This is a genomic window from Salinicola sp. CR57, assembly GCF_003206585.1.
Classification (GTDB): domain Bacteria; phylum Pseudomonadota; class Gammaproteobacteria; order Pseudomonadales; family Halomonadaceae; genus Salinicola; species Salinicola lusitanus.
In genome coordinates, this window is sequence record NZ_PZJL01000006.1 from 442,865 (window position 1) to 467,005 (window position 24,141).

Here is a 24,141-nt window from a genome sequence, read left to right on the forward strand (position 1 = left end):
TGTATCCCGCTCAGGCGATCGTGCGGAAAGATCCGTTGCGCAAGGCGCCACGCGGTTCGGGTCGCTCTTGCTTCGCTGCGGTTTCCAGACCCTCTTGGTCGTTGCCCGGCGGCAGTGGCGAGGGCGCCCGGCGCCGGGCACTGACCGGGGTCGAATTCGACGCCTCGCGATCGCGCGACCGACTGGGGCCGGTCTCCTTCGCCAGTCCGAGCCATGCGCCCGAACGGCGACCCTGGAGCACCGGCTCACGCAGCTTGATGGGCTGAACGGGTATGTTGCGCCGACGAGCCACAAGCAAGTAGGCAGCAGCCAACGGCACATTGTAGCGCCGACCGAGCGTTTCCAGGCGATCGCTTCCGATCGCCCGGCCAGGCAGTCGAAAGCCGCAGTAGTCTACCCGCTCGATCTCGAAGTCGACAAACGCCAGCCAGTCCCGCAGCCGTCCCGGCGTCCGCCACTGACGCTGCCACGGCGCCGGACGCTTGCCACGGCGAGCTGCGGCGGGCCCGAACGGATGCCAGCCGAACACCAGCAAGCGGCCGTCTGCGCGGGTGACGCGAGCCGCTTCCTGCAGCACGTGATGCGGCCGGTCCACCGCTTCCAAAAGATGATGCAACAGTGTCAGATCGACGCTGTCGTCGGCCAATGGCAGGCTGTCGGGCAGGCATATCAAGCTGTTTCGGGTGCGAACGAGATCAGGGGAAGGCGCCCAATCCAGAGCGTGTCGGATGGGGCACATATCGCTCATCAAGGGCGCCATCCCCAACTGCAGACTCACGATGCCCCGGTGCTGTTCACAGTGCGGACCAAGGCAGGCGCGCTCGGCTCGCCAAAGCGAGAGACCTGATGCCGATTCCCAGAACCGGCGGCCCTCCCGGACGGCGGACTGCAAGCTCTGAACGGGCGACGAGATTGACACGGGCGACTTTACTCCCCAAGGTTAGCGCTTTTTGACGATGGTTCGAAGCAGCTCTCCACGTCACGTTCGCGCCCAGACGATGATCGTCTCGGTGAACCTGCGGCCGACGTGGGGGTCACAACGACGTTCGAACCCCGACATCCGAATCTCGAGACCAACCTGCCGGAGAAGCATGCCACATGTTGACCGTGATGCCGATTCCCGCGTTCCAGGACAACTATATATGGGTGCTGCGTCAAGATACCCAGGATCGTGTCGCCGTTGTCGATCCTGGTGACGCCGATCCCGTGATCGCCTGGTTGGAGCAGGAAAACCTGACCCTCGACACCATCCTCGTCACCCATCATCACAAGGATCACACAGGTGGGCTTAGAGCCCTGACCGAGCGCTACGCGCCGCAGGTCTACGGTCCCGCCAACGACGCCATCCCCGGTATTCACCACCGCGTCGGCGAGGGTGATGAATGTCGTGTCCTGGGTCGACGCTTCGAGGTCTACGCCGTTCCCGGCCACACCCTGGATCATATCGCCTTCCATGCCCCCGGCACACCAGGATTGCTGTTCGCCGGTGACACCCTCTTCTCCGGCGGCTGTGGGCGACTGTTCGAGGGCACCCCTCTGCAAATGCAGGAATCGCTCGCCAAGCTCGACGCCCTGCCCGAGGACACACTGGTGTTCGCCGCCCACGAGTACACGCTGGCCAACCTTGCCTTTGCCGCTGCTGCCGAGCCCGACAACGCTACCCGGGACCGCTATCGGAGCGAGTGCCAGAAGGCCCGCGATCTGGATCGTCCGACCCTGCCAACCACCATGGGCCGGGAGCGCCAGATCAATCCTTTCCTGCGCATCGGCAACCCAGGCCTTCGCGAAACGCTCAGCCAGCAGGGACCGGTCGATGACGACGCTGCCGCGTTTGCCACGCTGCGAGCCTGGAAGGACCGCTTCTGATCGCCACCGTCGAAGACGGGGGGCACCCACCGTCGGCCGCGCCGATTGGCCGCCGGTGTCATCAAGGATTTTGAACACATGAATTTTCGAACCCGACGCTGTCGGATTGTCGTCGGTCTCACGGGGGGGTTGCTGTTGTCGACGCTACCCTTCACGGCAGTGGCCAAGGAGGCTTCGGCCACCGCCAACAGTGCCTCCCGGCACTCGTTCTGGTCTGCTCTCGCCTTGCAGAGTCGTCGCGCACCCGATGCCTGGAGCCGACTACGCAACGGCTTTCGGCTGTCTCACGAGAATGCCAACCCCCGGGTCGCCGCATGGCTCGACTGGTATCGTGCTCATCCGCGCCACGTCGAAAAGGTCGCGGCGCAGGCCAAGCCCTGGCTGCGCTGGGTGACGCAGCAGCTGGAGTCCCATCGGTTGCCCAGCGAAATCGCGTTATTGCCGTTTATCGAAAGCGGCTACGACCCGACAGCCACCAACCCCGGTGGGGCCGCCGGATTGTGGCAGTTCATGCCGGCGACCGGCGATGCGATGGGCCTGTCGCGCACCGCCTGGTACGACGGGCGCCACGACGTCGTCGCCGCCACCGATGCGGCGATGAACTACATCCAGCAGCAGGCCGATCGCTGGTACGACGGCGATATCCTGCTGGCACTGGCCGCGTACAACGCCGGCGCGGGCACGGTCAACGCCGCCAGAGAGGCGGCCGCCAATCGCGGAGATCCGATCGACTACTGGCACCTGCGACTGCCCGCAGAGACCATGGATTATATTCCCCGCTTGCTGGCACTCTCCGAAGTCATTGCCGAACCGGAGCAATACGGCGTGGCCTTGCCGTCAATCCCGGACAAGGTCCAGTTCGCCCAGGTCGATACCCAGGGGCCTTTGACACTCTCGATGGCAGCCGATCTCGCGGGCGTCGATCCGCAGATCCTGCGAGCACTGAACCCGGGGTTCAAACGAGCGTCGACACGACCGCGCGACGATGCCAGTATCCTGGTGCCGGCGGCGGCCAAGCAGCGGTTCCTGGCCAATCTCGCCACGCTACCTGACTCGGAGCGCACGGTGCTGAACCGCTATGTGGTTCGCCGCGGCGACACGCTCTCCGCCATTGCCAAGCACTTCGGGGTCAGTGTCGGCGAGATTCAGCGGGAAAACGGCCTCGATGGCAGCACCATTCGCATCGGACAGGCATTGACCGTCCCTTCCATGGCGCTGGCTCAGAATAGCGGCGCCCGACGCTAGCCCCCGGAGCGAACGCCGTGGCGTCACGATCGTTGCCGACGAGACGCGCTGAACGCCAGGTACCCGTGCAGACCGCCGCACCGACAGGAGGATGTCGACAATGGCTGGATTTCGATGGCTGCTGATGGCCATCACGCTGGCCGCGCCGCTGGCGGTAGCCGCCGACGGCCAGCTTGACGCCCCCGAGCAAGTGCATCGCGATGTACCGACCGTGCACGCCATCGCGCTCTATGACGATCCGGCACTGCCCACGGGCTTCCAGCATCTGCCCTACGCCAACCCCGAGGCTCCCAAAGGCGGCACGTTGCGCCGCGCGGCCAACGGCAGTTTCGACTCGACCAATCCCTTCATCATCCAGGGCACGCCAGCGGATGGGCTCAATCAGATCTACGACACGCTGATGGAGTCCAGCGCCGACGAGCCATTCACCATGTATGGACTGCTGGCTGGAGGGATACGACTCGATCCGGATCGACACTGGATGGAAATCGATCTACGACCCGAGGCGCATTTCCACGACGGCCATCCTGTCACCGCCGAGGACGTGGTGTTCAGCTTCCAGCTGCTGCGCGACAAGGGCTCGCCCTTCTATCGCGCCTACTACGCCAGCGTGGAGTCGGTCTCGGCGGTGAGCGAGCGGACGGTGCGATTCGAGTTCTCGAACAACCAGTCGCGAGAGCTGCCGCTGATCCTGGGTCAACTGCCGGTATTGCCAAAGCACTACTGGCAGGATCGCGATTTCACGCGGCCCACGCTCGACAAGCTCCTGGGCTCCGGTCCCTACGAGATTGCCACGATCGACCCCGGCCGTCGCATCGTCTATCGCCGGGTCGACGACTACTGGGGCCGCGACCTGCCGCTGAACCGGGGCCGCTACAATATCGACCGCCTCGTCTACGACTATTTTCGTGATCAGTCGGTCGCCCTGGAAGCCTTCATGGCCGGGGCGCTGGACATGCGTATCGAAAGCAGCGCCAAGAACTGGGCGACGGCCTATGACACGCCAGCGGTCGAGGATGGCGCCATCCAGCGAGTGATCGTACCGGATGGACAACCCGCCGGCATGCAGGGCTACGTGATCAACACCCGACGAGCACAGCTCAGCGACCCGCGGGTCCGGCGCGCGCTTGGCCTGGCGTTCGATTTCGACTGGGTCAATCAACATCTGTTCTACGGCGCCTATCAACGCACCGAGAGCTACTTCCAGAACTCGGAAATGGCAGCCAGAGGGCTGCCCGGAGACGAGGAATTGGCGTTGCTCGCCCCCTATCGCGACCAACTGCCCGCCGCGGTGTTCGATCAGCCACTGCCCGTAGCGCAACCGGAAGCGCTCCGCCTGCGCCTGCGGGAAGCGTTGGGGCTGTTGCGTCAAGCCGGCTATGACGTGCGCGACGGCACCCTGGTGAATATCGAGACCGGTCGACCTTTCACCCTGGAGTTCCTGCTCTACGATAGCCAGTGGGAACGTATCACCCAGCCTTTCGCTCGCAACCTGGAACGGCTCGGTATCCGCAGCAAGATCCGGGTGGTCGACGTCAATCAATACCTCGACCGCCTGAGAGGCTTCCAGTTCGACATGATCGTCGGCAGCTTTCCGCAGTCGGCCAATCCGGGTAACGAGCAGCGGGATTTCTGGACCAGCGAATACGCCAATGTCCCCCAGAGCCGAAACCTGGCCGGCGTGCGAGATCCGGTCGTCGACGCCCTGGTCGATGATCTGATCCGTGCGGACAGCCGCGAAAAACTGGATACTGCCTCGCGAGCGCTGGATCGCGTGCTGCGATGGGGGTTCTACGTCGTGCCGCAATGGAACTTCGACGGTACTCGCGTCGCGGTGTGGAACAAATTCGCTTACCCCCGACCTTTCCCGCGCTATACACCCGATTTCTCGGTCTGGTGGGTCGACCCCGAACGGGCCGGCGCCATTGCCGCCCGTCAGCGCGGACAGGAGTGATTGCCGATCATGGCCAGCTATGTCGTTCGCCGTCTGCTGTTGATGATCCCGACGCTATTGGGAATCCTGCTGCTCAACTTCATCATCGTCCAGGCGGCGCCGGGCGGCCCCATCGATCAGATGATGGCCCGCTTCGAGGGCTTGAGCAGCACCGCGAGCACCGGCCTCGAGGGCGGAGGTGGGGATAGCGTCGGCGGCAACGACTCTCGGCGCCTTCAGGGCGTCAACGACCAGTTGCGCCAGACGCTGACCGAGGAGTTCGGGTTCGACAAACCCGCCTGGGAGCGCTTCGCCCTCATGCTGCGGGACTACGCCACGTTCGATCTCGGTGACAGCCTGTTTCGGGGCCAGTCAGTCACCACCCTGATTCTGGATCGACTGCCCGTATCGATCTCGCTGGGCCTCTGGACCACCCTGCTCGTCTACTTGATCTCGATCCCGCTGGGCATTCGCAAGGCGCTACGCCACGGCAGCGCCTTCGATATCTGGTCGTCGGGGGTGGTGATCGTCGGCTACGCCATTCCCGGCTTCCTGTTCGCCATCCTGTTGATCGTGGTATTCGCGGGGGGCAGCTACCTCAACTGGTTCCCCCTGCGCGGGCTGACCTCGGTCGATTTCGACGAGCTATCCCCGCTGGGCAAGATTCAGGACTACTTCTGGCACATCACGTTGCCCGTGGCTGCCTCGGCGATCGGCAGCTTCGCCACGCTGACGATGCTGACCAAGAACAGCTTTCTGGACGAGATCCACAAGCAGTACGTGCTGACCGCGCGCGCCAAGGGCGCCTCCGACCGGCGCGTGCTCTACGGCCATGTCTTTCGCAATGCCATGCTGATCATCATCGCCGGCATGCCGGCGGCACTGATCGGCATCTTCTTCACCGGCTCGCTGCTGATCGAGGTGATCTTCTCGCTCAACGGCCTGGGGCTGCTCGGTTTCGAGGCCGTGATGCAGCGTGATTACCCGCTGATCTTCGGCACGCTCTATCTCTATACCCTGATCGGCCTGTTGCTGAAGCTGGTCTCCGACCTGACCTATGTCTGGGTCGACCCACGAATCGACTTTGCCACCCGGGAGTCGTGATGACACCGAATCGACGTCAGCGACTCTCGCCGATCACCCGGCGCCGGCTTCAGGTCTTCCGGCGCCACAGGCGCGCTTACTGGTCGCTGTGGCTCTTCGGGCTACTGTTCGCGTTCAGTCTCGCCGCGGAACTGATCGCCAACGACAAGCCGATCGTGATGCAGTATCAGGGCGAGTGGTACGTCCCCATGCTGGTGGATTACCCGGAGACCGAGTTTGGCGGGTTTCTACCCACCACGGCCGATTACCGCGACCCTTTCGTGCATGAGCAGATCGAGCGCCACGGCTGGATGCTCTGGCCCCCGGTCCCCTTCTCCTACCAGACTCTCGATCGCGACGTTGAAGGCCCGGTTCCCTCCCCGCCGGGGGCACGCCACTGGCTGGGAACCGACGACCAGGGTCGCGACGTGTTCGCGCGGGTGCTCTACGGCTTCCGCCTGTCGGTGACATTCGCCCTGGCCCTGACCGTGGGTTCGATTCTGCTCGGTGTCTTCATCGGCGGCGCGCAGGGGTACTACGGCGGCAAGATCGACCTGTTCGGCCAGCGCCTGATCGAGATATGGTCGGGACTGCCTGTGCTGTTCCTGCTGATCATCCTGGCCAGCCTGGTCGAACCCAACATCTGGTGGCTGCTGGGCATCATGCTGCTGTTCTCCTGGCTGGGCCTAGTGGACATCGTGCGTGCCGAATTCCTGCGTGCCAGGAACCTCGAGTACGTCAAGGCGGCCCGAGCCATGGGCCTGCCCTCCCGATTGATCATGCGGCGCCATGTGCTACCCAACGCCATGGTCGCCACCCTCACCTTCATCCCGTTCCTGTTCACCGGCGCCATCACCACCCTGACCGCGCTGGACTTTCTCGGTTTCGGTTTGCCGCCGGGCTCGCCATCGCTGGGCGAGCTGGTGGCCCAGGGCAAGAACAACCTGCAGGCGCCGTGGCTCGGCATCACCGCCTTTCTCTCTCTCAGCGTGATGCTGTCGCTGCTGGTGTTCATCGGCGAAGGCCTTCGCGACGCCTTCGACCCGCGCCATATCATGACGTCGACGACTGCAGCGCGACCTCCGCTAGCGGCAACGACCCACGCACAGGACAGCCAGCCATGAGTCAAACGCCCCTGTTCGAACTGCGTCGGTTCTCGGTCCACTTCGGCGAGACGCAAGCGGTGTCCGAGCTTGACCTGCATGTGGAACAAGGCGAGACCGTGGCCATCGTGGGCGAGTCCGGCTCTGGCAAGTCGGTCAGCGTCCTCGGCGCGCTGGGGTTGCTTCCGCCTGGCAGCCGGGTGACGGGGACGCGCACCTTCGGGGGCCGCGACCTGGGCCGGTTGAGTCGGCGGGAATGGAACGAGCTTCGCGGCGGCGGCATCGGTTTCATTTTTCAGGAGCCGATGACCTCGCTCAATCCACTGCACACCATCGGCAAGCAGCTGCGGGAAACGCTGCGCCTGCATCAGGGTTTGCGTGGCAACGCCGCGACGCGGCGTGCCCGGGAGCTGCTGACGCAGGTCGAGCTCCCCAGAGTCGACGAGCTCATGGCTGCCTGGCCTCACCAGCTCTCCGGGGGCCAGCGTCAACGGGTCATGATCGCCATGGCGATCGCCAACGAGCCACAGCTGCTGATCGCCGACGAACCCACCACGGCGCTGGACGTCACGGTGCAGCGGCAGGTCCTGGCGTTGCTGGACGAGCTCCGCCAGCGCCTCGGCATGGGCCTGCTGTTGATCAGCCACGATCTCAATCTGGTCCGGCGCCACGCCGACCGGGTGGTCGTCATGCAGCAGGGCAAGCAGGTAGAGGCCGGCCCGGCTCGAACCCTCTTCGAGACACCGCAGGCCGCCTATACGCGACAGTTGATCGACGCCGTACCGTCCGGCCGCCCCAGGCCGCTGCCACCGCAGAGCGAGCTGCTGCTGAGCGCCAGCAACTTCAGCGTGACATTCAAGCGGCCCAAGCCGTTGCTGCGCCCCAGCCCGCCGGCTTTCGTCGCCGTCGAACCGCTGTCACTGGAACTCCGCCGCGGTGAGACTCTCGGCGTGGTCGGCGAGTCCGGATCGGGCAAGTCGACCCTGGCCTCGGCACTCATTCGACTGCTGCCCTCCCACGGTGAAATCCACTTCGCCGACCAGCGTCTGGACCAGTTGGGCGGAGAAGCGCTTCGACGCCAGCGGCGAGCGCTCCAGATCGTGTTCCAGGATCCCTACGGCTCGCTCTCGCCCCGCCTGTCGGTTGCCGACATCATCAGCGAAGGGCTACGTTTTCATCACCCCGAGCTGACGCCGCCGGTGGTGGCTGAACGTGTCGCCGAAGCCCTTCACGACGTCGACCTGCCGGCGGATTGCGGTCACCGTTATCCCCACGAGTTCTCCGGCGGTCAACGCCAGCGTATCGCCATTGCCCGTGCGCTGATCCTGAAACCCAGACTGCTGATCCTCGATGAGCCGACTTCGGCACTGGATCGCACGGTACAGAAGCAGTTGATCGAGCTGTTGCGTGACGTTCAGGCGAAACATGACCTCACCTACCTGTTCATCAGCCATGATCTCGCCGTGGTACGCGCGATGGCTCACCGGATTCTGGTGCTCAAGGATGGCAAGGTCATGGAACAGGGCGACTGCGAAACGCTGCTGCACTCGCCCCGAACCGCCTACACGCGAGCCCTTATCGAAGCCTCGTCATTGACCTGATGACGCTCGGCCTTTTGTTTTGGCGGAAAAAAAAGATAACGGTATAAAGTTTATTGACCGCTGGCTCGATCATTCGAAGGCTGCAACTTCTTCCGGACGCAGATGGCGACACTCCCCCGGTGCCAGCTCCGGATCGAGGGACAAGGGGCCGATGGATTCACGATGCAAGGTCTCCACCGTGTAGCCGACCGCCGTCAACATCCGGCGAATCTGGTGGTAGCGCCCCTCGGTCACGCCGACGATCACCTCGGACTCGCCCACGGCCTCGAAAATCGCGGGTTTCGTCGGTTTCTCATCGCCGTTCAGCATGATTCCCTCCGCGAACTGCTTCGCTACGCGCACCGCATCGTCAGCGGACAGGGTTTCGCCCAGTGTCGCTCTGTAACGCTTCTCGCAAGCGTGGTTGGGCGAGGTCACGCGATGGGTCCACTTGCCGTCATCGCTGATCAACAGCAGTCCCGAGGTGTCGACATCCAGCCGTCCTACCGGATGCAGGCGCTCGATCTGCTCGATCTCGATCAAGCTCATCACCGAGGGGTAGTGAGCCGGGCGCAGCGAGCACTCCACTCCGACCGGCTTGTGCATCATCAGATAGCGCCAGCCGATCCGCGCCAGCGCTGACCCCTGCCAGCGAATGTCCTGGGTATCCGAGACCTGGCGCGAGGCATCGCGCACGGTCTCGCCATCGACGCTGACTTCCAACTGGCGCAGGGCACGCTTGGCCTGGCTGCGCGTCAGCTCGGTGGCTTCACTGAGAAATCGGTCCAACCGCATGGGTTCTAGACACTCCTAGGTAGGCGGCGAGCTTACAACCAGCCGCGATATTTGAAGTAGAGATAGGGCGAGATTCCCGACAGCGCCATCAGGCCGATCGCCATCGGATAGCCGAAGCTCCAACTGAGCTCCGGCATCACCTCGAAGTTCATCCCGTAGATACTGGCGATCATGGTCGGCGGCAGAAACACCACCGAGGCGATCGAGAAGATCTTGATGATCTGGTTCTGCTCGATATTGATGAACCCCTGAGTGGTATCCATCAGGAAGTTGACCTTGTCGGACAGGAAAGTGCTGTGCGACATCAGCACATCAACGTCCTGCAGCGCCTCCTTGGCCTGCTCCTGTAGCTCGGCGTGATAGCGCAGGTGACGAATGAGAAAGTAGAGCGAGCGCTGGGTGTCCATCAGACACAAGCGGATCTTGCCCACGCTGTCCTCGACCTTGGCCAACCGGTCGATCGCCTCTTCCAGATCCGCATCCTCGATCTCCAGCACCATATGGCTGACCTGCTCGAGGTCGCGATGCATGTCCTCGATGCTGTCGGCGAGGTTCTCGACCTTCTGCTCGAACAGCGTGACGATCAGCGACTGCGGCGAATGAGCCTCGGTCTGACCGCGCCGTGCGCGCAGCCGGAACAGGCGAAAATCGGCCAGGTCGTCCTCGCGTAGCGACAGCAGCCGCTGCGACTGGAGGATGAAGACCACGGTATTGGTCTGGTGCTTGCCCTCGTTGCGGGATAGAAACAGCGAGTGCACGTGCAGGCCGTCGGTATCGGTGAAGAAGCGCGCCGAGGATTCGATCTCCTCGATATCGGTATTGGCCGGCAGCTCCTCGGCAAGGAACGGCTTCAGCGCCGCGCGATCCTCATCACCGAGATCATAGGCATCGATCCAGTTGGCCTCCAGCAGGCGTTCGGCGATGGCGCCGTCGTTGAGCTCCTGAAAATCGGTCTGGTCGAGGCGAAAGGTTCGGATCATTGCCCATCCTTACTCATTGCAGGTGATCGTCGAGGTCGATCAACGCGAAGGCATCCGCGTCTCTCCAGGCGGGGAAGGTATCGCGAAACGATGACAGCGCCGCTGCTGACAAGCTCACCGTCTCGACGAACGGCGTGTCGGCCGGGTGATCGATCATCGGCTCGCCCTTGAAGTCCACGACCATCGAGTCCCCGGCGTACGCCAGCCCGTTGCCATCACGCCCCACACGGTTGACGCCAATGACGTAACCGAGATTCTCTATCGCCCTGGCCTGCAGCAGCGTCCGCCAGGGCCGTCTGCGCGGCGCCGGCCAGTTGGCGACACACAATAGCGCATCGTACTCGAACGGCTCGTGCTCGCTTGGTCGTTGTCGCAGCCAGACCGGGAACCGCAGGTCGTAACAGACCGACAGCAGCAGCCGAAATCCCTTCAGCTCGACGACCTTGCGGGTCTGCCCCATCGCGTAGTGCAACGGCTCGTCACCCATCCGGAACAGATGGCGTTTGTCGTAGTGCTCGACACCGCCCTCCGGTGTCACCCAGTAGAGCCGGTTGTATCGGGCGCCACCATCGGCGATCGCCAGACTGCCAGCGATCACGCAATCACGCTCGCGCGCCTGGCGCCGCATCCAGTCCAGCGTGGGGCTTGCCTCGGCCGGCTCCGCCATCCCTTCGGCATTCATGGTAAAACCGGTGGCAAACATCTCCGGCAGCACGATCAGATCCGTCCGGCTTCCGTCCAGCGTGCCCATGCGGTGATCCAGCAGCCGCCGATTGGCCTCCGGGTTTTCCCATTCGAGCTCGCTCTGGACGAGGCTGACTCGTAGCTCGTTCATGGCTTTTCCTCCTGCCGCATGTCGGGATCGATCAATTCGTCAACGCGAATGGCTGTCATGATAGATTACCCGGCCTCCAAACCCGAGAGCGACGAGCAGCGACATGTCGGCATCCCCTTCAGACAAGACCCTGTCAGGCAGCGTAAAACCGTCGATCGATACGCCACGCAACGAGACCCGCCGCGGTGTCGGTTACGGCATTACCGCCTACGCCCTCTGGGGGTGCTTCCCGCTCTTCTTTTCGCTGTTCGACGGGGTACCGGCCTTCGAGGTGCTGATCCAGAGAATTCTCTGGTCCTGCATCTTCCTGATCGCCGTGGTCACGCTGATGGGGCGCTGGCCCGCCATCCGCAACAGTTTTTCGGGGCGCCGGGAGGCGATCCGCGGACTGGGATGGATTCTGGGATGCGCGCTGCTCATCGCGCTGAACTGGGGGCTCTACATCTATGCGGTGGAAACGCATCGTGTGCTGCAGGCGAGTCTGGGCTATTTCATGACCCCACTGGTCAACGTTGCACTGGGCATGCTGGTCCTGCGCGAACGGCTCGGCCGCTGGCAGATGATGGCGATGGGGCTGGCGCTGGCGGCAGTGATGCTCCAGCTTCTCCTGCTGGGGACACTGCCCTGGATCAGTCTGGTGCTGGCCATGACGTTCGGCAGCTACGGTCTGCTGCGCAAGCGCGTGCCGCTGGATGCGCTGTCCGGCCTGCTGGTGGAGACCAGCCTGCTGCTGCCGCTGAGCCTGGCGTCCCTCGCCTGGCTGACATGGCACGGGCAGTCTCATTTCGGTGTCAGCTTCGATATCACCACGCTGATGATCGTCAGCGGAGTGGTAACCACCCTGCCGCTGCTCGCCTTCGCCGGTGCCACCAAGCGCCTGACCCTATCCACCATCGGCTTCCTGATGTATCTCAACCCCACGCTGCAGTTTCTGCTGGCACTGTGGGTCTTCGGCGAGCCTCTCGTCTGGCCTCAGCTGCTGACCTTTGCATTGATCTGGGTCGGCCTCGGGCTTTACTCGATGGAGGCGTGGCGCGGCCACCGCAGGACCCTCGCCCGTGGCCGCGATGGCGTGGCGAAATGAGTGCATCAGGTCGACTTCCGCGCCGGGGCAACCTGGCTGGGACGCCCGGCCGGACTGGCGACGCCCGGGCGCAAATGGGAGATCGTGGGAAAGCGTCGCCGGGTGTTACACCTGCAGCCCCATGATCTCCTTGTAGGCGGTTACCAGACGGTTACGCACCTGAACTCCCATGTCGAAGGAGACACTCGCCTTCTGCATGTCGATCATCACGTCGTTCAGCGCCACATTCGGGTCGCCGGCCTGGAATGACATTGCCTGCTGATTGGCGGTCTGCTGCATCTGATTGATTCGTCCAAGCGATGCCTGCAACTCACCGGCAAAACTGCCGCCTGTCTCGGTCAGCGATGGCTGCGATGCCGCGGCCTGACCGCTTGCCTGGGTCGATAGCGCCTGCATCTGCTGAAGCGCCGCTTGAATGGCTGGAGCACTCATGGGGGGTTCCTGTATGACGATGCTCACGGCCATGATGCCGGGAGCCGTCGTGGTAATCGACGCTGGCAGCCTATCAACAGCGTGACCATGACCATCGCGGTAAATGCGTGTGAAAACACCGGCTTTTCCCACCTTCAGCGTTAACAGACCGACACATAATGGCTGCCATCAAACTAACGCCCCGGCCAGAGCCGCATCGGAGCAGCACCCCGAGCGTGTCGAGGTACGGATGAGCAGACGCGTTGCAGGGAGCAGACTACTGCCATGTTGTCGAGTTGCACCACGTGCCATGATCGGAGCACGACATGAGCACGGCCACGTCGCCCAACGACACTTCGAACCCAGGTAATTCGTCCGCACGGCAATCGACCCGACAAACCGCGTCGGAGACGACTGCCGGCGGACGCGACTGGTTGAGCAAGCTGCAGGGGAACCCGCGCATACCGCTTATCGTGGCCGGCGCCGCTGCCGTCGCCATCGTGATCGCGCTGCTGCTCTGGGCTCGCGCGCCGGAGTACCGCGTCCTCTATTCCACCCTGACCGATGCCGACGGCGGTCGCATCATCAATCAGCTCGACGCCATGGGCGTTCCCTATCAGTTCAGCGAAGGCGGTCAGGCACTGCTGGTGCCCGCCGACCAGGTCAGGCCCATTCGTCTCAAGCTGGCGGAGCAGGGTCTGCCGGAAGCCAGCGGCGTCGGCTTCGAGCTGATGGACGACCAGGCCTTCGGCATCAGCCAGTTCGCCGAGCAGGTCAACTATCAGCGGGCGCTGGAGGGAGAGCTGGCCCGCACCATCGGTACGCTGGGTAGCGTCGCCCGGGCTCGCGTCCATCTCGCCATGGCCAAGCCGTCGGTGTTCGTCCGCGAGAGCCAGCCCGCCACCGCCTCCGTCGTTCTCGACCTCCAGCCGGGCCGGGTGCTGGGTGAGGGCCAGGTCAACGCCATCGTTCACATGGTTTCCAGCAGCGTGCCCCAACTGGCCGTGGGCGACGTCACCGTGATCGACCAGAACGGCGACCTGCTGAGCCGCCCTGCCAGCAACGCCAGTCAGCTCGACGGCAGCCAGCTCGACTACGTCAGCAACCTCGAGAATCAGTATGCCGACCGCATCGAGGCGATCCTCGCCCCGATCGTCGGCGCGCGCAATGTCCGGGCACAGGTCACGGCCCAGGTCGACTTTTCCCAGCGGGAGCAGACCGCGGAACGCTACGGTCCCAATCAGGCACCGAACGAAGCAGCGGTGCGCAGCCAGCAGAGCAGCGCTTCGTTCCAGAGCAATGGCGATCTGGCCATGGGCGTCCCCGGCGCCTTGAGCAACCAGCCGCCGGGTACCGCGGCCTCGCCGATCAACGCGCCGGCAACCCAGGCGCCGGCCCAGAATCAGAATGCCGCCAACGGCAACGGCAACCAGGCCGACGGTCAGGCGACGGACACCCAGGGTACGGACACCCAGACCGCGAGCAATACCGACACCGGCCAGGTGCATCGTGACAGCACGATCAACTACGAAGTGGATCGCACCGTCGAACACGTCAAGCAGCATAGTGGCGACATCGACCGCCTCTCGGTCGCCGTCGTGGTCAACTATCGCGACGGCGTCGATGATGCCGGCAACCCGACCCGCGTCGCCCTGAGCGACACGGAGATGGACCAGATCCGTGGCCTCGTGCGACAGGCGATGGGCTTCTCGGAGGCACGTGGCGACGACCTCGCAGTCGTCAACAGCCCCTTCCAGGCCAATGCACCGGAGTTCGAGACGCAGCCGTGGTGGCAAACGCCGGAGATCTGGAGCCTCGCCAAGAGCGTGCTGAAGTACCTCGTCGTGGCGCTGGTCGCCCTGTTCCTGTGGTTCAAGCTGGTCAAGCCGCTGATTCGTCGCCAGACCCGCGAACCGGTTCCGGCCCAAGCGACTTCGCCGATGTCCGCCACCGATGCGGCGGCCGCGGCGGCAAGCTACCAGAGTGTCGGCGGGGGCGCCGGCGTCGACAGCTCGATCCGTGCCGGTGGTGCATCGCGTGGACGAGATCGCAATCGGCGTGGCGCCTCGAGTTACGAGCAGGATCTCAAGGACGTCCGTGAAATCGCCCAGGAAGACCCGCGCCTGGTCGCCATGGTCGTCAGAAGCTGGATGGACAAATCATGACGACGGCAATGACCGGCGCCCGACGTGGCGCCATCCTACTGCTCTCCTTGGACGAGGACAGCGCTGCCGAGGTATTCAAGTACCTCTCGAGCCGCGAGGTGCAGGACATCAGCCAGGAGATGGCCAAGTTGGGGCAGGTCTCCCACGAGGAGATGGCGCTCGTTCTGCGGGAGTTCCACGCCGAGACCGAGCAGTTCACCGCCATCAACCTACACTCCAACGACCATATCCGTGCGGTGCTGACCAAGGCGCTGGGCAGCGAGCGCGCCAGCAGTCTGATCGAGGACATTCTCGAGACCAGCAACACGGCATCGGGCATCGACTCTCTGAACCTGATGGAAGCGTCGATGGTCGCGGAGATGATTCGCGACGAGCACCCGCAGATCATCGCCACCATCCTGGTGCACCTGGAGCGCGGCCAGGCCGCCGACATCCTCGAGCTGTTCGACGAGAAACAGCGCGATGACGTCATGCTGCGCATCGCCACGTTCAGCGGCGTGCAGCCGGCGGCTCTGCAGGAGCTCACCGAAGTGCTCAGCTCGATGCTGGACGGCACCAACCTCAAGCGCAGCAAGATGGGCGGCGTGAGAACCGCGGCCGAAATTCTCAACCTGATGAATTCCGCCCAGGAAGAGCAGGTCATCAACGTGGTTCGCGCCCACAGCGAAGATCTGGCACAACGGATCATCGACGAGATGTTCCTGTTCGAAAACCTGCTGGATATCGACGATCGTGGCATCCAGCTGGTGCTACGCGAGATCGAGACCAACTCGCTGGTCATCGCGCTGCGAGGCGCGGAGGACGAGCTGATCGACAAGTTCACCCGCAACATGTCCCAGCGTGCGGCACAGCTGATGCGCGAAGACATGGAGAATCGTGGGCCGGTGCGCCTGTCCCAGGTGGAGAACGAACAGAAAGCGATCCTCGGCGTCGTGCGGCGACTGGCGGACTCCGGCGAAATCGCCCTGAGCGGTGGCGACGATGGCTACGTCTGATCGCGACGACCATTCCACGTCCGGCGATCGTGGCGAATGGCACCGGTGGCAGATGGAGGAACTGGGCTGCCCACCCGCTTCCGAGCCGTCCACCACGCATGCCGACGCCCGCCGGCGGCGCCAGCGTCAGGATGCGGAGGCCAAGGCGCGCCAGAGCATCGCCGAAAAGGCCCGGCTCGAGGGGCTCGAGCAGGGCTACCGCGAGGGACACGAGCAAGGCTATCAGGCTGGCTACAGCGAGGGCGTCAAGGAGGGTAACGCCGCTGCCGAGCTGGAGTTCAACAAGCGGCTGGACATGACGCTGGCCCCACTCGCCGGGCTGGCCGACAACTTTCGGCTGGCGCTGGCATCGCTCGACGCCGAGATCGCGGATCAGCTGGTCGAACTGGCGCTGATCGCCGGTCGCCAGCTGGCCGGCGAATCGCTGGCTGCCAAGCCCGAACACATCCTCAGCGTGGTGCGGGAACTGCTCGATGCCGACACCACGCTGAACGGCAAGCCTCGGCTCTGGCTGAACCCGCAGGATCTCGAACTGGTGAAGTCGACGATGAGCGACACGCTCGAGGCCAGCGGCTGGGAATGCCACGCCGATCCGACGCTGGAGCGTGGCGGCTGTCGTGCCACCAGCGCCGGCGGCGGCCTGGATGCGAGCCTCAGCACCCAGTGGAAGGCCATTCTCGATCAGCGCCGACGCTCGCGGACCGGTTCGGCCCCCGTGGAGTCAACGCCGCTGGCGAAGGGAAATGCCGATGACGGAGAAGCGCCCGGTGAGTGACATCGGCCAGTCGTCAGAGCCATCGGAGGTCGCCTCGCACCATCAACGCTGGCGCCTGGCGCTGGACAAGGTCACCCAGCGGGTCGAATCGCTTTCCCACTACCGTCACGAGGGGCGGGTCACCCGCGCCACCGGACTGGTGCTGGAGGCCGTCGGCATCCGTCTTCCCCTGGGCAGCGCCTGCCTGATAGAACTCTCTGCCGGCACGGGCAACGGCGATGGCGAACGGTTCGCCGAAGCCGAAGTCGTCGGTTTTTCCGGGGACAAGCTGTTTCTGATGCCGCTGGCCGACACCAGCGGCTTGCTCCCCGGCGCCCGCGTACTGGCACTCAGCGGCAATCGCCTCGACGTTGCCAGCGCGAGACGCTTTCCGCTCGGCGACGGGCTGCTCGGGCGCGTCGTCGACGGCAATGGCCGCCCTCTCGACGACCACGGCCCCCTCGAACAGCTGCCACACGCCCCGCTCGAGACGCCCCCCATCAATCCCCTGGCCCGAGCCCCCATCGATACCACCATCGACGTCGGGATTCGTGCCATCAACGGCCTGCTGACCGTGGGTCGCGGCCAGCGCATGGGCCTTTTCGCGGGCTCCGGGGTGGGCAAGAGCGTGCTGCTGGGCATGATGGCCCGCTACACCGACGCCGACGTCATCGTCGTCGGCCTGATCGGCGAGCGCGGGCGTGAAGTCCAGGATTTCATCGAGAACATCCTCGGCGAGGAGGGATTGGCCCGCGCCGTGGTGGTGGCGGCCCCCGCCGATACCTCGCCGCTGCAACGCATGCAGGGCGCCGCCTATGCCACGCGCCTGGCGGAGGATTTCCGCGACCAAGGCCGCAACGTGCTACTGATCATGGACTCGCTGACCCGATACGCCATGGCCGCTCGGGAGATCGCCCTGGCGATCGGCGAACCCCCGGCCACCAAGGGCTATCCCCCGTCGGTATTCGCCAAGTTGCCGGCGCTGGTCGAACGAGCCGGCAACGGCAAGCGCGGCGGCGGCTCGATCACCGCGTTCTATACCGTCTTGACGGAAGGCGACGACCAGCAGGATCCGATCGCCGATTCCGCCCGCGCCATCCTCGATGGCCATATCGTGCTCTCGCGGGCCCTGGCCGAGAGCGGCCACTATCCCGCGATCGATATCGAAGCCTCGATCAGCCGCGCCATGCCGGCAGTAGTCGACACCAGGCGCCTCCGTCAGGCCCAGGGATTCAAGCAGATGATCTCCCGCTATCAGCGCAATCGCGACCTGATCAATGTCGGCGCCTATGTCAGCGGACAGGATCCTCAACTCGACCGCGCCGTCGCCCTCTATCCGAGGCTGGAGACGTTCCTGCAGCAGCGGATGAACGAGACGGCGGGCATCGACCATACCCACACCGAACTCGACCGGCTCATCCCGATCGACGACTGAACCGTCACCCTGGCGCATTGCCCCCTATCCCCTGATCTCCAACGGGAATAGTGGCTTTTTTTGGCGCTTATCGAACCTTTGGGGTGGCATCGGCGCCGTCACAATGGGAGCCGTTGAATTCTCCCGTCGCCATGATGACGGACGAATGGATAGGAGGTAACGCTTTGGCCAACATGCAAGCCATGGAGATGCTTCGAGACCTGGCACAACGCAGCAGTGACAAGGCCGTGGAGAGTCTCGGCCAGTTACAGCGTCAGCAGCAGGAAGCCCAGACCCAGTTGGGTCAACTCCAGCGCTATCGGGAAGAGTACCAGCGCAAGCTGCACGACAGCCTGACGCAGGGCGTCTCCTCCAGCCAGTGGCGCGACTACCAGCAGTTCATCGGTTCTCTCGACAAGGCGATCGAACAGCAGCAGCGACGGCTCGGCGAGCATCAGACCCGGGTAGAAAGCGGAAGGCAGCATTGGCAAGGCGAACGCCGCAAGCTCAATGCCTACGAGACGCTGCATGCCCGTGGAGAGCGCGATGCCGCCTATCATCAGGCTCGCCAGGAGCAGCGTCACAGCGACGAGATGGCCGCGCAGCTGCTACGTCGCCAGCAAGACGCCCGACACTCGCAGCAAAGCTGAAATAGAGATTCGGCGCACCGAATCGAGGCCTGATCCGAAGCGTCACCCGACCACGAAACCGACGGCCCCCGCCCATGGAACTTTCTGCAATCACCGCCGTGACCTTGCCCCCGGATCGTAGCGCGAGTGCCAAAGGCAAGGCCTCCAGCGAGAGCGCCCCTTTCGCCGACTCCCTGCAGCGGGCGACGGCCGGAAACATAGCGCAACCGGCCGCACAGAACGGTACGACCGCCGCGAAGGCGCCGAATTCGGACGCCAATGGCCAGACCAGCAGTGAGCCAGCGAACGCCGTGGCGGCGCAACCGCCTGCCACCGATAGCGCCGAGGACGGCACCGGGCTTTCGGGCGCGCCAGCTGCTCCCGCTCTGCAGGCGCTCGACGAGGAAGACATGTCCAGTCTTCGGGCCATCCTGGCCAGCCTCTCGCCCGCCGCCGACGATCCATCAGGCACCCAAGCGGTCGGTGGGGAGTCGAGCTCCCTCGATGCCGACTCTCTCGCCGCCATGGTGGCCGGCTTGCCGCTCGCCATGGTGTCGCAACCCCCCAATGCCGCCAGCGGCACTGGCGCAAGCGCTGGCCCAGCCTTGTCGAACGTCGGGCAACGGGCACTGACGCAGCAGATCCTCAAGGCGACCGCCACGGCTCCGCCGGCCGATGGTGCCGCCGCGCTCGAGACATCACCCGCCGAAATCGATCAGGCCGGAACCCCGGAGCGCGCCAAGGCACCGGCCAGCCAGTCGGGATTCGGGGGGTTGCTGTCAGCCATCGATAGTCGACGCAGCGATGGCACCACGCCCGGGGCTAATTCCGGCATGACCGCCATGAATGGTCAAACGCCCGTCCTTCCCGGCGCTCCGGACAGCGCAGCCGTGACCGCGGCCAGCCAGATTGGCGATGCCGCATCGATCAGCCTGCCCGAGCGAAATGCGTCGGACGTCAGTTCCGTTCCGACGCCCCGCTCCGATATCGGCTCGTTGGCGACCGCCACCACGTCGCCGACCGGTGCGGCGGGCCCCGCATCGGCGGGTTCCTCGACGCCCGGTTTCATCAATGCCCCGGTACAGTCTCCCCAGTGGCCGGCCTCCTTCGGCCAGCAGGTACTGCAGATGCACCAGCGCGGCGACCAGCAGATGTCGCTTCGCCTCCATCCCCAGGAATTGGGACCGCTAAACGTCTCTCTGACGGTCCAGGATCAGCAGGCACAGCTCCAGATCCTGTCGGCGCACGCCCCGGTTCGCGCCGCCGTCGAGGCAGCGATCCCCCAACTGCGTCAGGCGTTGGCCGATAGCGGTATCGCGCTGGGCGAAGCGATGGTGAGCGATCAGGGCCATTTTCAGCAGGGGCACTCCTCCGGCGATGATCGTCCGCGCCACGGTGGCGGAACTGCCGGCTCCCTGTTGACGGCGACGGGCATCGAGCCGGTCGATGACGTCACGGCACGGAGCATCACGCTGACCGGCAATGGCAACATCAACCTTTACGCCTGACCGGCGCTGCCGATAACACGGATGACGGCTGGCTCACGCCAGCCGTGACACCACGTCGTGCGGCGAGTTGGCGACCGCAGCGTCACTTCTCGGTAGTAGCGTGACACGAAAGGGGAAGTTGACCGACCGGAAGGCGTCTTTTCCGTCGATCGCCAGGCCGCCCGCCACCGCATAATCCGCTGCAACTTCCAGAGATCACCCGTAATGGCAGAAGCAATGGCCGCACCCCGTAAAAGTCGATCCCTACTCGTGGTAGGGCTCTTGATCGTCCTGCTGGCGATCGCGAGTTCGATCGCCGTGTACTTCTTTCTCGATGCCCGTGGTGGTAGCGAGGCGACCGATGTCGTCGAGGAACAGCCGACCGAGCCCCCCGTGCCGATATTCGTGACCATCCAGCCGTTCACGGTCAACTTGCAGAGCGACTACGGCGACCGGCTGCTCTACGTGGGTCTGTCGCTGCGCGTCAACGACGATCAGACCCGTGAGTTTCTGACCCAGCACATGCCGGAAGTTCGCAGCCGTCTGCTGATGCTGCTGTCCGGCAAGAGCGCAGAAGAGCTGATCAAGCCCGAGGGCAAGATCAAGTTGAAGCAGCAGATTCTCGGTCTGTTCGACGACCCGATCACCACGCCACAGCCCACGTTAGCCATCAGTGACGTGCTGTTCTCCGACTTCATCGTGCAGTAAGCGGACGCCAGGCCAACCATGTCCCAAGACGACCTGTTATCGCAGGAAGAGATCGATGCCCTCCTCAACGGCGTCAGCGGCGATGACGACAAACCCGCCGACGATCCGAAAGGCGAGCGTCGCACCCGCCCCTTCGATCCGGCAAACCAGCATCGGGTCGTTCGCGAGCGCCTGCAGGCGCTGGATATCATCAACGAACGTTTCGCGCGCCTGTTTCGGGTCGCGCTATTCAACCTGATCCGGCGCAGTGCCGACATCACCGTCTCCGGCGTGCGCTACCAGAGCTACAGCGAATTCGCGCGCAACCTGCCGGTGCCGACCAACCTCAACCTGATCAGCCTCAAGCCGCTGAAGGGAACGGCCCTGCTGGTGTTCCCGCCGGGACTGGTCTTCATGGTGGTGGACAATCTGTTCGGCGGCGACGGGCGATTCCTGACCAAGTCGGACGGCCGCGAATTCACTGCCACCGAGCAGCGGATCATCCAGCGCCTGATGTCGTTGGCGCTGGAGGGCTACAGCGACGCCTGGAAATCGATCTACCCCCTGGAGATCGACTACATGCGCTCGGAGATGCAGGTACGTTTCGCCAACATCACCAATTCGCCGAACGAGATCGTCGTCAACAGCACGTTTCATCTCGAAGTCGGCAATCTGGCCAGTGACTTCAACATCTGCATACCGTTTTCCATGATCGAACCGATCCGGGACATTCTCTCCAGCCCGATCGGTACGCTCGACAGCGACGATACCCAGTGGGAATCGCGCATGGCCGGCGAGATCAAGCAGACCCAGGTCGAGCTGATCGCCGACTTCGTCAAGATCCCCTCGACCATTGGCGACGTGCTGTCGCTGGAGGTCGGGGACGTTCTTCCCATCGACATTCCCAAGGCCATCGACGTGCGCGTCGACGGTGTGCCGGTCATGACCTGCGAGTACGGTAACCGACAAGGCCAGCGCGCACTGCGGGTGAAACATCTCATCGACCATGGTACGTACTCCGCCATGAAGGACTTCGACAATGAGTGACGATCAAAAACCGGGATCCCAGAAGGGAGCCTCCGATACGGCCGGCGACAGCCAGCAGGAAGCCGAGGATCTGTGGGCCGCGGCGATGGCGGAACAGGGCGTGGAACCCGAGACCGAAGAGACTGAAGCGCAGGCCGCCGAGACAGAGCCTGCCCAGGCACCCGATATCGACGCCAAGGCGAAAGCGACGCCCGCGGCGGCGAGCTCGGTAGATGCCGGGATCTTCCAGTCCTTCGACCAAGGCGGAAGCGATACCCGCCAGCCCCGCGACCTGGGCGTGGTGATGGATATCCCGGTCAAGCTCTCGGTGGAGCTGGGCAGAACCCGCATCACCATCAAGCAGCTGCTGGAGCTTGCCCAGGGCTCGGTCGTGGAGCTGGACGGTCTCGCCGGCGAACCCATGGACATCCTGATCAACGGCTACCTCATCGCCCAGGGCGAAGTGGTGGTCGTGGATGACAAGTACGGGATTCGAATCACCGAGATCATCACGCCCTCCGAGCGCGTCCAGAAATTGAACCGATGAACGAAGCTACCCTACAGCAGGCTACCCAGGCCGGCGGCAGTGACAGCATCGGTCTGCTGATGATGGGCAAGACCGCGGTCTCCCTGCTGGTGGTCGTCGCGATCATCCTGGCCTGCGCCTGGCTGCTCAAGCGCCTCGGCCCCAATCGGCGGGCAGGCACCCAACACCTTCGGGTGGTGGCCAGCACGCCGGTGGGGCAGCGCGAGCGCGTGGTGATCGTCGCCGTCGCGGATCGTTGGCTGGTACTGGGTGTCGGTGGCGGACAGGTGACCAGGCTGGACACTCTCGAGCCACCGACGACGCCCGACGTCGAGCCGCCGGGATCAGCACCTGGCGGCTCCTTCGCCAGCCGCTTTGCCCAGGCGCTGAAGCAGAACGCCCGGGGCGCAGTCCGTGGCCGGCAGAACGGACGGGGCGGCAGCTAGTGGCGATGACGCTCCGACTCAACCCACGCCATGTCGCCGCCGGCCTGGTGGCGGTGCTGGCGATGACCGCAAGCCAGTGGGCGATGGCGCAGGCCCTGCCCGGCATCATCAGTGAGCCGATGCCCGACGGCGGCCAGCGCTGGTCCCTGAGCCTGCAGACTCTGCTGTTCCTGTCGTCGCTCGCCTTCCTGCCGGCGATGCTGCTGATGATGACCTGCTTCACCCGAATCATCATCGTCCTCGGGCTTCTGCGCACGGCCATGAGCACGCCGTCGGCGCCGCCGACCCAGGTTCTGCTGGGACTTGCGCTGTTTCTCACCTTCTTCGTCATGTCGCCGGTGCTCGACCGGGTCTACGACGAGGCCTGGCAGCCCTTCTCGGCCGAGCAGATTTCACTGGAGGAGGCACTCGATCGGGGTAGCCAGCCTTTCCGGGAATTCATGTTCGCGCAGACCCGCGAGGCCGACCTGGCGATGTTCGCCCGCATCGCCGACATCGGCGCAATGCAGGGCCCGGAGGACGTTCCGATGCGGATTCTGGTGCCCGCGTACGTCACCAGCGAGCTGAAGACGGCATTCCAGATCGGCTTCACGATCTTCATTCCGTTCCTGATCATCGATCTCGTCGTGGCCAGCGTGTTGATGGCGCTGGGGATGATGATGGTGCCGCCGGCGACGATCTCTCTGCCGTTCAAGTTGATGCTGTTCGTGCTGGTCGACGGCTGGCAGCTCCTGATCGGTTCGTTGACCCAGAGCTTCTATTTTTCCTGAGTTCCTGACATGAATTGCGTCCTGATGGCATGTCGCGGGACCACACGGAGGTGAGCAATGTCTCCCGAGATGGTAATGAGCCTCGCCTATCAGGGCATGAAGGTGACCCTGATGATGGCCGCGCCGCTACTGCTGACTGCGCTGCTGATCGGTCTGCTGGTGAGCCTGTTTCAGGCCGCGACGCAGATCAACGAGATGACCCTCTCCTTCATCCCCAAGATCCTCGGTGTCTTCGCCATGCTGATCGTGTCCGGCGCCTGGATCATCCAGCTGCTGGTCAACTTCACCCGGGAACTGCTGCAGAACATTCCCCAGATGGTCAGTTGA

Annotated in this window: 24 protein-coding genes; 19 read left to right on the forward strand and 5 right to left on the reverse strand. The window is 64.2% G+C overall.

Annotated elements, in window-relative coordinates; genetic code table 11:
* Positions 1-10 precede the first annotated feature (10 nt).
* Positions 11-673 carry a methyltransferase domain-containing protein gene (locus DOM56_RS12100; protein WP_232822272.1) on the reverse strand — a complete coding sequence of 221 codons (663 nt, stop codon included), beginning with the start codon at positions 671-673 and terminating at the stop codon, positions 11-13.
* A gap of 425 nt (positions 674-1,098) precedes the next feature.
* On the opposite strand from DOM56_RS12100, the gene gloB reads away from it, so the two are divergent.
* The 6 genes from gloB (at position 1,099) to DOM56_RS12130 (ending at position 8,831) form a co-directional block, all read left to right on the forward strand.
* On the forward strand, positions 1,099-1,866 hold the full coding sequence (gene gloB, locus DOM56_RS12105; RefSeq protein WP_110709041.1) for a hydroxyacylglutathione hydrolase: 768 nt from the start codon (positions 1,099-1,101) through the stop codon (positions 1,864-1,866).
* A gap of 78 nt (positions 1,867-1,944) precedes the next feature.
* A complete protein-coding gene (locus tag DOM56_RS12110) occupies positions 1,945-3,111 on the forward strand; it encodes a transglycosylase SLT domain-containing protein (RefSeq protein ID WP_110709043.1) in 1,167 nt (388 codons plus the stop codon).
* Between the two features lie 100 nt (positions 3,112-3,211).
* The gene (locus DOM56_RS12115; RefSeq protein ID WP_232822273.1) at positions 3,212-5,065 is read left to right on the forward strand and encodes an extracellular solute-binding protein; all 1,854 of its coding nucleotides are present in this window, start codon (positions 3,212-3,214) and stop codon (positions 5,063-5,065) included.
* Between the two features lie 9 nt (positions 5,066-5,074).
* Positions 5,075-6,148 carry a microcin C ABC transporter permease YejB gene (yejB, locus tag DOM56_RS12120; protein WP_110709378.1) on the forward strand — a complete coding sequence of 358 codons (1,074 nt, stop codon included), beginning with the start codon at positions 5,075-5,077 and terminating at the stop codon, positions 6,146-6,148.
* Entirely contained in the window at positions 6,148-7,251 is a 1,104-nt protein-coding gene (locus tag DOM56_RS12125) for an ABC transporter permease (protein ID WP_110709045.1), read from the forward strand. Before yejB ends, DOM56_RS12125 begins: the two co-directional genes overlap by 1 nt.
* Positions 7,248-8,831 (forward strand): dipeptide ABC transporter ATP-binding protein, encoded by a 1,584-nt coding sequence (locus tag DOM56_RS12130; protein WP_110709047.1) that lies wholly within the window; start codon positions 7,248-7,250, stop codon positions 8,829-8,831. The genes DOM56_RS12125 and DOM56_RS12130 overlap by 4 nt, the downstream gene beginning before the upstream one ends.
* 69 nt (positions 8,832-8,900) lie before the next feature.
* Here DOM56_RS12130 and DOM56_RS12135 read toward each other — a convergent pair whose 3' ends face one another.
* The 3 genes from DOM56_RS12135 to DOM56_RS12145 are packed head-to-tail and all read right to left on the reverse strand — an operon-like array spanning position 8,901 to position 11,420.
* Positions 8,901-9,605: a pseudouridine synthase gene (locus DOM56_RS12135; RefSeq protein ID WP_110709049.1), complete on the reverse strand. Its 705-nt coding sequence runs from the start codon at positions 9,603-9,605 to the stop codon at positions 8,901-8,903.
* A 32-nt stretch (positions 9,606-9,637) separates the two neighbouring features.
* Complete coding sequence (corA, locus tag DOM56_RS12140; RefSeq protein ID WP_110709051.1) at positions 9,638-10,585, reverse strand: magnesium/cobalt transporter CorA; 948 nt, start codon at positions 10,583-10,585, stop codon at positions 9,638-9,640.
* Positions 10,586-10,598: 13 nt separating this feature from the next.
* Positions 10,599-11,420 (reverse strand): amidohydrolase, encoded by an 822-nt coding sequence (locus DOM56_RS12145; RefSeq protein WP_110709053.1) that lies wholly within the window; start codon positions 11,418-11,420, stop codon positions 10,599-10,601.
* A gap of 103 nt (positions 11,421-11,523) precedes the next feature.
* Between DOM56_RS12145 and rarD the strand changes: the two genes are divergently transcribed.
* Entirely contained in the window at positions 11,524-12,504 is a 981-nt protein-coding gene (gene rarD / locus DOM56_RS12150; RefSeq protein WP_110709056.1) for an EamA family transporter RarD, read from the forward strand.
* A gap of 105 nt (positions 12,505-12,609) precedes the next feature.
* Here rarD and fliE read toward each other — a convergent pair whose 3' ends face one another.
* On the reverse strand, positions 12,610-12,936 hold the full coding sequence (gene fliE, locus DOM56_RS12155) for a flagellar hook-basal body complex protein FliE (protein ID WP_110709057.1): 327 nt from the start codon (positions 12,934-12,936) through the stop codon (positions 12,610-12,612).
* A gap of 305 nt (positions 12,937-13,241) precedes the next feature.
* Here fliE and fliF point away from each other — a divergent pair, with 305 nt between their 5' ends.
* From fliF to fliQ, 12 genes are all read left to right on the forward strand, one after another.
* Positions 13,242-15,080: a flagellar basal-body MS-ring/collar protein FliF gene (fliF, locus tag DOM56_RS12160; RefSeq protein WP_110709059.1), complete on the forward strand. Its 1,839-nt coding sequence runs from the start codon at positions 13,242-13,244 to the stop codon at positions 15,078-15,080.
* On the forward strand, positions 15,077-16,075 hold the full coding sequence (fliG, locus tag DOM56_RS12165) for a flagellar motor switch protein FliG (protein WP_110709061.1): 999 nt from the start codon (positions 15,077-15,079) through the stop codon (positions 16,073-16,075). Before fliF ends, fliG begins: the two co-directional genes overlap by 4 nt.
* Positions 16,062-16,850, forward strand: a complete 789-nt coding sequence (locus DOM56_RS12170) for a flagellar assembly protein FliH (RefSeq protein ID WP_110709063.1) — start codon at positions 16,062-16,064, stop codon at positions 16,848-16,850. The genes fliG and DOM56_RS12170 overlap by 14 nt, the downstream gene beginning before the upstream one ends.
* Positions 16,825-18,264: a flagellar protein export ATPase FliI gene (gene fliI, locus DOM56_RS12175; RefSeq protein ID WP_110709065.1), complete on the forward strand. Its 1,440-nt coding sequence runs from the start codon at positions 16,825-16,827 to the stop codon at positions 18,262-18,264. Before DOM56_RS12170 ends, fliI begins: the two co-directional genes overlap by 26 nt.
* A gap of 173 nt (positions 18,265-18,437) precedes the next feature.
* Positions 18,438-18,893: a flagellar export protein FliJ gene (fliJ, locus tag DOM56_RS12180; protein WP_232822285.1), complete on the forward strand. Its 456-nt coding sequence runs from the start codon at positions 18,438-18,440 to the stop codon at positions 18,891-18,893.
* A gap of 74 nt (positions 18,894-18,967) precedes the next feature.
* Positions 18,968-20,380, forward strand: coding sequence for a flagellar hook-length control protein FliK (locus DOM56_RS12185; protein WP_110709069.1), 1,413 nt, complete (start codon positions 18,968-18,970; stop codon positions 20,378-20,380).
* Positions 20,381-20,596: 216 nt separating this feature from the next.
* Positions 20,597-21,067: a flagellar basal body-associated protein FliL gene (gene fliL, locus DOM56_RS12190; protein WP_110709071.1), complete on the forward strand. Its 471-nt coding sequence runs from the start codon at positions 20,597-20,599 to the stop codon at positions 21,065-21,067.
* 18 nt (positions 21,068-21,085) lie between these two features.
* On the forward strand, positions 21,086-22,093 hold the full coding sequence (gene fliM, locus DOM56_RS12195) for a flagellar motor switch protein FliM (protein WP_110709073.1): 1,008 nt from the start codon (positions 21,086-21,088) through the stop codon (positions 22,091-22,093).
* Positions 22,086-22,619, forward strand: a complete 534-nt coding sequence (fliN, locus tag DOM56_RS12200; RefSeq protein ID WP_110709075.1) for a flagellar motor switch protein FliN — start codon at positions 22,086-22,088, stop codon at positions 22,617-22,619. The genes fliM and fliN overlap by 8 nt, the downstream gene beginning before the upstream one ends.
* Positions 22,616-23,044: a flagellar biosynthetic protein FliO gene (gene fliO / locus DOM56_RS12205; protein WP_110709077.1), complete on the forward strand. Its 429-nt coding sequence runs from the start codon at positions 22,616-22,618 to the stop codon at positions 23,042-23,044. The genes fliN and fliO overlap by 4 nt, the downstream gene beginning before the upstream one ends.
* Positions 23,045-23,106: 62 nt before the next feature.
* On the forward strand, positions 23,107-23,814 hold the full coding sequence (gene fliP / locus DOM56_RS12210; RefSeq protein WP_110709380.1) for a flagellar type III secretion system pore protein FliP: 708 nt from the start codon (positions 23,107-23,109) through the stop codon (positions 23,812-23,814).
* 57 nt (positions 23,815-23,871) lie between these two features.
* A complete protein-coding gene (fliQ, locus tag DOM56_RS12215) occupies positions 23,872-24,141 on the forward strand; it encodes a flagellar biosynthesis protein FliQ (protein ID WP_110599955.1) in 270 nt (89 codons plus the stop codon).